An 8,282-nucleotide genomic window follows, 5' to 3' on the forward strand; every position below is an offset into this window, starting at 1 on the left:
TGATCATCACCCACCTCCTGACCCACCAGCCACTTCTCGTGGGACGGTTTTATCCGGAACCATGGTCACCCGTGTTAACTACCTACCCTTGAAAGAGCCCCCTCTCCCACTGAACGCGGGCGAGGGGGAGCCGACCCTTGTTTCCCAACAATTGCGCAAGAACCACGGAATGAAAAGCCCCGCTCCAACTGAAACGCGGGCGAGGGGAGCAGCCGTTTTTACCGACCAATTGCGCAAGAACCACGAAGTTAAAGCCCCTCGCCCAGCGGCTGGGAGAGGGGTTGGGGTGAGGGGATCAGGCTGTCTTCGCTACGAGTTGCACGAATTGCACGAATGGTCAATTTTCATCCCTCATCCTTCATCCTTTCCGTTGGCCACAGATTTATTTGATGATATTCCTGCCAGCCCATAGCCCAAACCCCAGCCCCTGACCCCCGACCCCTAGCCCCTGACTCCTACTCCTGGTTGATTGGTTGGTTTGCAAGCAACTGTTGATAGAGCGCTTGATGCAATTGGGCAATCGTTTCCCAGCGAAATGAGCTAGCGATGCGTTTGCCTGCTTGGCTCAGTTGTTGGCGCAATTCAGGGTTGGCAGCAAGTTGCTCGACTGCCAAAGCCAGGTTAATCGAATCCTCAGGCTCGACCAAGAGCACATCGCGTTCGTGGCGCAACGAAGGATCGATAGGCACATGCGGCGGTGTGGTGATTGTCGGCACACCATGAGCCAACATCGCCAACAAACTGCCGCGCCGATACGATGCGCCATCGCTAAACGGCAATGCAGCGCAATCTAAGGCCTGCAAGGTGCGCGAAACCTCGCTCGCACTCAGATAGCCCGTCCAATGGATGCGTTGGTCGAGTTCAAGGCGGCTGATGGTGGCGCGCAATTGCTCGGCGTAAGCTTCATCTTCGGGCGAGCCTGTGCCACCGCCGATAATCACCAAGCGAGTTGTGGCGGGCAAATATTGCAAGGATTCAACGATCGTATGCACGCCCTTGGTGCTGTTGAGCAAGCCAAAATAGCCTAAAAGCACGCTTTCGGGGTTTGCACCCAATTGTTGGCGCAGCTGCTCGCGGTCGGCCAACGGCGCAACTTCGATATTTGCGCCAATCGGAATCAAGTGGGCAGGCGGCTCCAATGGCTGGGTCAAGGTATAAATATCGGGATTGCTGCTGGGTGCATCACCAGCCAGCCGCGATTCATCCTCTGCATTGGTAACGACCACCGCATTGGCATTTTCAATCAAGAGACGGGTGACGTAGCGGCGCAATGGAGCAACTTTGGGCGCTAAATAGGGCATACGCAAATCGTGCAAGGTAACGACGGTTGGCTGCGAGAGGGCAGCGGGCAGCAAATTAACCGCTGGTTTCATGGCATATGCGCCAGTTTGATATTGAATATGCACAATATCAGCCTCGAACTGCTTGGCTGCATTGCGCACATCTTGATGGAGCTTGCGACCCCAACCGCGCACCCGCCGCCAAACCAGCCAAGGTTCGCTTTGTTCTGGGCCTTCGCCAGCAGTTAATACGCAAACTTGGCAGCCGCTTGCGGTCAAGGCTTCGGCCAATTTGGCAGTGTAATCGCCTACGCCCCCAGGTTGGGGCAAATATTCGGCTGTGAGCAACAAAATTCGCATCATAATGATCGGTGGCTAGCAGCAAGGCCGTAGCCCAACCCTTACTCCTTGGTTAGCAGATTGCTGGGCTAAACCAGCCTTGCCGTTAGCCCAACTATTTCACTCGTCCCAATAATTGCTTGGTCAGGCCATGCAACTCGGCAATTGGTTCGGCCTCGCCTTGTAAATCGGCCAAGGCCGCCAAGGCTTGCTCGTGATAGAATTTGGCCACGCCAGCAGTGTAGCCTTGCGAGCCAGTACGCTCTAAAATCGCCAACACGGTGGGAATATCGCTGGCTTCAAGCTCGGCTTTTTGATAGATTGCGGCCAGTGTTTTGCCATCGTCTGCGTCGGCGTGAGCCAAAGCATGGATAATTGGCAAGCTCTTTTTGCGGCCCCAAATATCGTGGGCATCGGGCTTGCCGGTAACTGCTTCTGCGCCCCAAATGCCCAGCATATCGTCTTCGATTTGGAAGGCCAAACCAAGCGCTTCGCCCCAATTATACAAGGCCGAGGCTTGTTCGCGGTTGGCATTGCCTAAAATTGCCCCCAAGCCAGCCGCCGCCGCAATCAATGCAGCAGTTTTGCGGCTAATCATCGCCAGATAATCGGCTTCGCTAATGTCGAGGCGCTGCTCAAACGACATATCAAGATATTGGCCTTCGCACAAACGAATGATCGTTTGATTGAAGCGGCGGGCAATTTCAACCACAACTGAGGCTTCAACGCCAACGTCGGATAAGCGAAACAGCGAAAGCTGAGCGAGGGTAAACATGCCATCGCCAACATTAATCGCCTGCGGCACATCCCACAATTTCCAAACCGTTTCGCGGCCACGACGGGTTGGGCTATGATCTTCAATATCGTCGTGGATTAACGAAAAATCATGCAAGAGTTGAATTGCGGCAGCCAATGGCTCTGCTTGCTCTGGGTTGCCACCAACTGCGGCGCAGGCCAGCAAACAAAAGCGTGGGCGCAATAATTTGCCACGATCAGCGTGGGTCGGCGCAAGCTGTGCATCGCGCCAGCCAAGATGATATTCCTGCATCTCATAAAACAAGCTGACCCGAGCATCGGCAGCTGGGAAGGCTTGCTGCATCGCTTGGCGAATCGATTCATCAGAAATTTGTTTCATAGTAACCTCGTACTACGTAATGTCTTTGTAATCTTCAGCTCTAGCACCAATTCTTGCAAGGGCGTACACTCAAAGCAGCTAAGAACAACCCGTTGCATCACATCTCGATAAAAATAAGGAGCCTGCTGATGAGTTTGAAAATGCGCTTTCGTTTCAGCCCAACCCAAGATGGCTTGGTCAAGGTGCTTGGCCCGTTGGAAACCGAAATTATGGAATTGTTATGGAAAGAAAATCAAGGCACAGTTAAGCAAATTCATCGTTCGTTGCAACATCGCCGCGATATTGCCTACACCACGGTGATGACCACGATGAGCCGCTTGGCCGAAAAAGGCATTTTGCACCGCACCCGCGATGGCTTGGCCTACGTTTACAGCCCTGAATTGAGCCAAGATGAGTTTGTTCAGATGGTTGTGCAACAAGTGCTCGATGGCTTGCTCGATGATTATCCAGATATGACCCTGAGCTATGTCGTTGATTATTTGGCTCGCAACGACCCAAGCCAACTCAAGCAACTCAGCCGCGATGCTCAAAATCGCTATGCACGGGTCTAAAATCCCTCACCCCAACCCCTCTCCCAAGGTGGGAGAGGGGCTTTTTTTGTTCTGTGAAAACTAGACGATTTCGCCCCAAAGGTCGTAATCGGTGGCTTTGTTGATTGCGACATTGGCAAATTGGCCCACTTCGGCAGCGCCATAGCCAAACACCAAGCCATCAACTTCGGGCGCATCGCGATACGAACGCCCAACCACAATCTCGCGTCCATCGTCATCGGTGCCAGTGCCTTCGACCAAAACTTTCATGGTTTGGCCAACAAAGCGAGCCGTGCGTGCCCGTGAGATCACTTGTTGGACAGCCATGGCTTCGTTCCAACGCCGTTCTTTAACCCGCTCGGCAACTTGGTCGGGCAATTCACCTGCAACCGTGCCTGGCTCCAACGAGTAGCGGAACATACCCACGCGGTCGAATTGCATTTCTTCGAGAAATTCGAGCAAGGCTTTGAATTCGTCGCGGGTTTCGCCTGGATAGCCCACAATAAACGTGGTGCGCAACGATAAATCGGGCATGGCTTGACGCAACGAATGCACAATCGCCTTAGTTTTGTCGGTATCTGGTGGGCGGCGCATGCGGCGCAAGGTATCTGGGTGGGCGTGCTGCAACGGCATATCAACGTAGTGGCACAATTGGGGCAGCCGCGCCATGGTTTCCACCAAATCAGGCGTAACCGATTGGGGATAGGCATACATCAGCCGAATCCAGCGATCGGCAGGTACAACGCTGGCCAATTCTTCGAGCAAAACGCCAAGGCCATTGTGTTTCATGCCCAAATCGCGGCCATAATCGGTCAGGTGTTGGGCAACCAAGATAATTTCTTGGACTCCAGCCTCGACCAACTCGCGGGCTTCGCCTAAAATCGAGCCAACTGCTTTCGAGCGCATATCGCCTTTGAACGAAGGAATCGTACAGAAAGCACAACGCAAATTACATCCATCGGAAATTTTGAGATAGGCCGAGGGGCCGCGTTTGTTGCGTTTGATTGCAGTCGTGCGCCAATCGCCATACGCGCCAAGGCTATCGCCAGTCGATGAAGGCGTGAGGCTCAGATTAAGTCCAGTTGTGGGGATCGCAGTTGGTGCGCCGCCCATCAAGGGAATACCAAAGCCGGTGGTTTTGCTTGGCGCAGCGCCACTAGCCACAACCGAGCCAATCCGCATCCATTCTTTGGTGCTGAGGGTGGCATCGAGCATGGGCACGCGCGAACGCAGTACATCGCCATGGCTTTCGGCCATACAGCCAGCAGCAATTAATTTTTGACCTGGTGCTTTGTTGTTGGCCAACTCTTGCAACACGCCAACGGTTTCTTCGCGGGCAGCGTTGATAAACGAACAGGTGTTGACAATCACCACATCTGCGCCAGCGCTGCTATCAACGGCGGTATGGCCTTCGCGCGTTAGAATGCCATGCATGCCTTCGCTATCGACGGTATTTTTCGGACAACCTAAAGTAATGATATGAAACTTCATGTGTTGTATAAACTCGATGAGGCACAGCCTCGTTGATAAATAGTTAAGATCGATGTGTCTATTGTACCAGCAAGTTTCAGTCAAATACGCAGAATCGGAGGCTTTATGCCCGAATTACGCTTGCGGCCACTGAATTGGCCCCACGATCAGGCAGCGATTTGCGCGCTGGATACAGGGTTTAGCACCACGACAATCTATCATGTGCAGCAAACTGAATTAAGCATCGCGTTGGTTTTGCGCGAATTAACCCAGCCATTTGAAAAACGCTATGATCTGCGCGAGGATTGTGAGCGTTGGGCGCAACACGCTTGGGTAGTGGTGGCCGAGGATCAAGGCCACGTGGTTGGTTTGGCGGCGCTGGACTATCAGCAATGGAATCGGCGGGCGGTGCTTGAGCATTGTTATGTGGCTCGCGGTTATCGCGGGCAGGGCTTAGGCCGACAATTGCTCACAGCAGCGATTCAAGCAGCGCGACAATTATCGGCTCGTTGTGTCTGGCTCGAAACTCAAACGACCAATCCAGCAGCAATTGAGTTTTATCGAACAGTCGGGTTCCGTTGGTGCGGCATCGATGTGCAATTGTATGATCCTGCAACACTTGATCCGCGTGAGATTGGCTTATTTTTCAGCTACGATCTCACGGAGATTGGGCTATGATGGGTCGTCGGGGCAAAGTTTGACCTGTTGGCTGACGTAAATCAGTGGGCGCATCGGGCCATGGCCTGGGTACATCCATTCAACGCCACGCTCGCGCAAGGCCTGAAAACTCTGCTCGACTAAGGCTTGGTTCTCATCATCGGCGGCGTAGGGTTGCAAATCGCCTGTGAAGGCAATGCCCTGATCGAGCACCACACTAATGCTATCAGCAGAATGGCCAGGTGTGTGGATAATCTCGCCAGCCATCGCCAGCGAAGCCAACCATTCGCGGCTTTCGGCGGTGGTAATCACGCGGGTATTATCGGGGGTAATTGGCTGATAGTTGTGTTCGGGCTTGATCAAGCTTTTGAGCAAGGGAATCGCTGGTTGCTGTTCTTCAACAACAATCAACTCAATTCCTTTGGCCTTGAGTTCTTGCACCAAGCCCGCGTGATCAGGATGATAGTGGGTGATCACCATTGAATGAATTTGATCGAGATCAACATCATTGCGTTTGAGCACCGCCATCAATTTGCCCCATGTGCCCGGCCAGCCAGCATCGATCAGCAAAAAGCCAAAGGTCGAGCCAACCAAATAATAATTGGTTGAATCGTAGCCAACATTGAGAATTCCAAACGGCATTGCTTGCCTCCATACAATAGTTGGATCTAGATTAACTCAAGGATTAGCTGATTAACTCGGCCATCGGGCTTATTTGCGGTCGTTCATTTGGTGCAAATTGGTTTAAAACAACGGACGACAGCCGCCATGGCCGGGATAGACCAAGGTCACGCCACGTTTTTGCAATTCCTGCCAGCTTTGTTCAATCAGGGCTGGGTCTTCTGTATGGCTGGCATACGGATGCAAATCGCCGATAAAAGCGATGCCATTATCCAAAATCAAGCTGACACTATCATCGGAATGGCCAGGCGTGAGAATAATCTCGCCAGCGATGCCAATTGAAGCTAGCCATTGACGAGTTGCCTCAACCCGCAGCACAAGCGTTTGATCAAAGGTAATTTCTTGGTACTGGTAGTGCGGCTTGATATAAGTTTTGAGAATCGGAATCGCCGAGCGTTGCTGTTCGATCACCACCAATTGCACGCCGTGGGCCTTGAGTTCCTGCACTAAACCAGCGTGATCGGGATGATAATGGGTGACCAGCAGATAGCGAATTGTCGTTAATGCGATCGCTTGGCGTTTGAGTTGGGCAAGTAATTTGGCCAACGTTCCAGGCCAACCAACATCGAGCATCAAAAAACCGTCAGTCGCTCCAATCAGGTAATAATTGGTTTCATCGTAGCCAACGTTGATAATTGTGGATGTCATAGTTGAATGTTCCGCTCTAGTAAGGCTACTCACCACACGCACATCACCATAGTAGCGCATCCAAACGCTTGTGCTGACAGCCGCAAGATTGATTTAATCGGTAACTAAACCATAACCATGGGTCGTATGAATATTCCTTGCCAGAGCGAACCTGATAGTGCTAGGATAGCCATAATTAATCGTGTTTGATTTGAATGTAGATATAGATAGTTAAGGAGTTGAGCCATGGCGATTCGCAAAGTTGCAATTTTGACCAGTGGTGGCGATGCCCCCGGCTTAAACGGGGTTATTCGAGCTTTTGTAAAATCGGCAGTTATTGAACATGGCTGGGAAGTAGTTGGCATTGAAGATGGTTTTGAGGGCTTGGTTGGTAAGCCCCGCCTGCGGCCTTTGGGTTTGAAAGAAGTGCGGGGCCTGCTTGGACGCGGTGGCACAATTTTGGGCAGCACTAATAAGGGCAATTTTGGCTGGCGTAAAAATGCCCAAGGCGAATTAGTGCGCAACGATGCAGCATATCAAGAATTTGTGGCCAATGCCAAGGCCGAAGGTATCGATGCAGTTGTCGTGTTGGGTGGCGAAGGCAGTCAATCAATCGCCCACGATTTGGGCAATTTTGGTTTGCCCGTGGTTGGCGTGCCCAAAACCATCGATAACGATTTGGTTGGCACCGACCAAACCTTCGGCTTTGATACCGCCATTGGGGTTGCGACCGATGCCTTGGATCGGCTGCATACTACCGCCGAAAGCCATGACCGCGTGATGGTGCTTGAAGTGATGGGTCGCCACGCGGGCTGGATCGCCTTGCACGCTGGCTTGGCTGGCGGGGTAGATGCAATTTTAATTCCTGAAATTCCGTTTGATTTGCGCGCCTTGGCCCACAAAATTAACGAACGCGATTCGGTTGGTTCGTCGTTTAGCATTATTATTGTGGCTGAAGGCGCAATGCCAGCAGGTGGCGAGGCGATTTACCAGCGCGAAGGCTTGCTTGGCGGGATTGGCTATTACGTTGCCAACCAATTAGCAGCATTAACCGACAAAGATACGCGGGCAGTGGTGTTGGGGCATATTCAACGTGGCGGCTCGCCAACGCCAATCGACCGCATTTTGGCCTCGCGCTATGGCGTTGGCGCGGTTTGGGCCATCTCGCAAGGTCGCTTTGGTCAGTTAGTTGCAATCCAAAACGATCAATTGATTACGGTGCCATTGCTAGAATGTGCCAACAAAATCAAGCCAGTGCCAGTTGATGGCCAAATGGTGCGCACTGCCCGTTCGTTGGGCGTTGTTTTTGGCGATGAAGAACAACGAATTAATAAATAGTGCAGCGTTCCCTCACCCCAACCCCTCTCCCGTGGCGCGGGCGAGGGGCTTTTGTTTTGTCGTTCTTGGGTAATGTGTCGGTGAACAAGGGCTTGCTCCCCCTCGCCCGCGTTTTCGTGGGAGAGGGGGTTGGGGGCTTACTGCATGACATCGATTGCTCCTTGGAACTAAAAAGCTGACTCCATCAACGCTATCCGCTATGATATGGATGCTTAAACCTTAATC

General features: G+C 52.4%; 8 protein-coding genes. 3 read left to right on the top strand and 5 right to left on the bottom strand.

Annotation, left to right across the window (positions count from 1 at the left end; all coding sequences use genetic code 11):
* Positions 1-455 precede the first annotated feature (455 nt).
* Positions 456-1,643: a glycosyltransferase family 4 protein gene (locus JOD20_RS26000; protein ID WP_204758084.1), complete on the bottom strand. Its 1,188-nt coding sequence runs from the start codon at positions 1,641-1,643 to the stop codon at positions 456-458.
* Positions 1,644-1,734: 91 nt separating this feature from the next.
* Entirely contained in the window at positions 1,735-2,754 is a 1,020-nt protein-coding gene (locus JOD20_RS26005) for a polyprenyl synthetase family protein (protein WP_204758085.1), read from the bottom strand.
* Between the two features lie 128 nt (positions 2,755-2,882).
* On the opposite strand from JOD20_RS26005, the gene JOD20_RS26010 reads away from it, so the two are divergent.
* A complete protein-coding gene (locus tag JOD20_RS26010; protein WP_204758086.1) occupies positions 2,883-3,305 on the top strand; it encodes a BlaI/MecI/CopY family transcriptional regulator in 423 nt (140 codons plus the stop codon).
* 60 nt (positions 3,306-3,365) lie between these two features.
* Here JOD20_RS26010 and rimO read toward each other — a convergent pair whose 3' ends face one another.
* Positions 3,366-4,775, bottom strand: coding sequence for a 30S ribosomal protein S12 methylthiotransferase RimO (gene rimO / locus JOD20_RS26015; protein ID WP_204758087.1), 1,410 nt, complete (start codon positions 4,773-4,775; stop codon positions 3,366-3,368).
* Positions 4,776-4,880: 105 nt separating this feature from the next.
* On the opposite strand from rimO, the gene JOD20_RS26020 reads away from it, so the two are divergent.
* Positions 4,881-5,432, top strand: coding sequence for a GNAT family N-acetyltransferase (locus JOD20_RS26020; protein ID WP_204758088.1), 552 nt, complete (start codon positions 4,881-4,883; stop codon positions 5,430-5,432).
* Here the strand turns inward: JOD20_RS26020 and JOD20_RS26025 are convergent.
* Both JOD20_RS26025 and JOD20_RS26030 read right to left on the bottom strand, forming a co-directional pair.
* Positions 5,427-6,053: an MBL fold metallo-hydrolase gene (locus JOD20_RS26025; protein WP_204758089.1), complete on the bottom strand. Its 627-nt coding sequence runs from the start codon at positions 6,051-6,053 to the stop codon at positions 5,427-5,429. The genes JOD20_RS26020 and JOD20_RS26025 overlap by 6 nt on opposite strands.
* 102 nt (positions 6,054-6,155) lie before the next feature.
* The gene (locus JOD20_RS26030; protein ID WP_204758090.1) at positions 6,156-6,740 is read right to left on the bottom strand and encodes an MBL fold metallo-hydrolase; all 585 of its coding nucleotides are present in this window, start codon (positions 6,738-6,740) and stop codon (positions 6,156-6,158) included.
* A gap of 225 nt (positions 6,741-6,965) precedes the next feature.
* Here JOD20_RS26030 and JOD20_RS26035 point away from each other — a divergent pair, with 225 nt between their 5' ends.
* Positions 6,966-8,057 (top strand): 6-phosphofructokinase, encoded by a 1,092-nt coding sequence (locus tag JOD20_RS26035; protein WP_204758091.1) that lies wholly within the window; start codon positions 6,966-6,968, stop codon positions 8,055-8,057.
* Positions 8,058-8,282: the final 225 nt, after the last annotated feature.

The sequence above is a fragment of the Herpetosiphon giganteus genome, from assembly GCF_016907925.1.
In the GTDB taxonomy this organism is placed as follows: Bacteria; Chloroflexota; Chloroflexia; order Chloroflexales; family Herpetosiphonaceae; genus Herpetosiphon; species Herpetosiphon giganteus.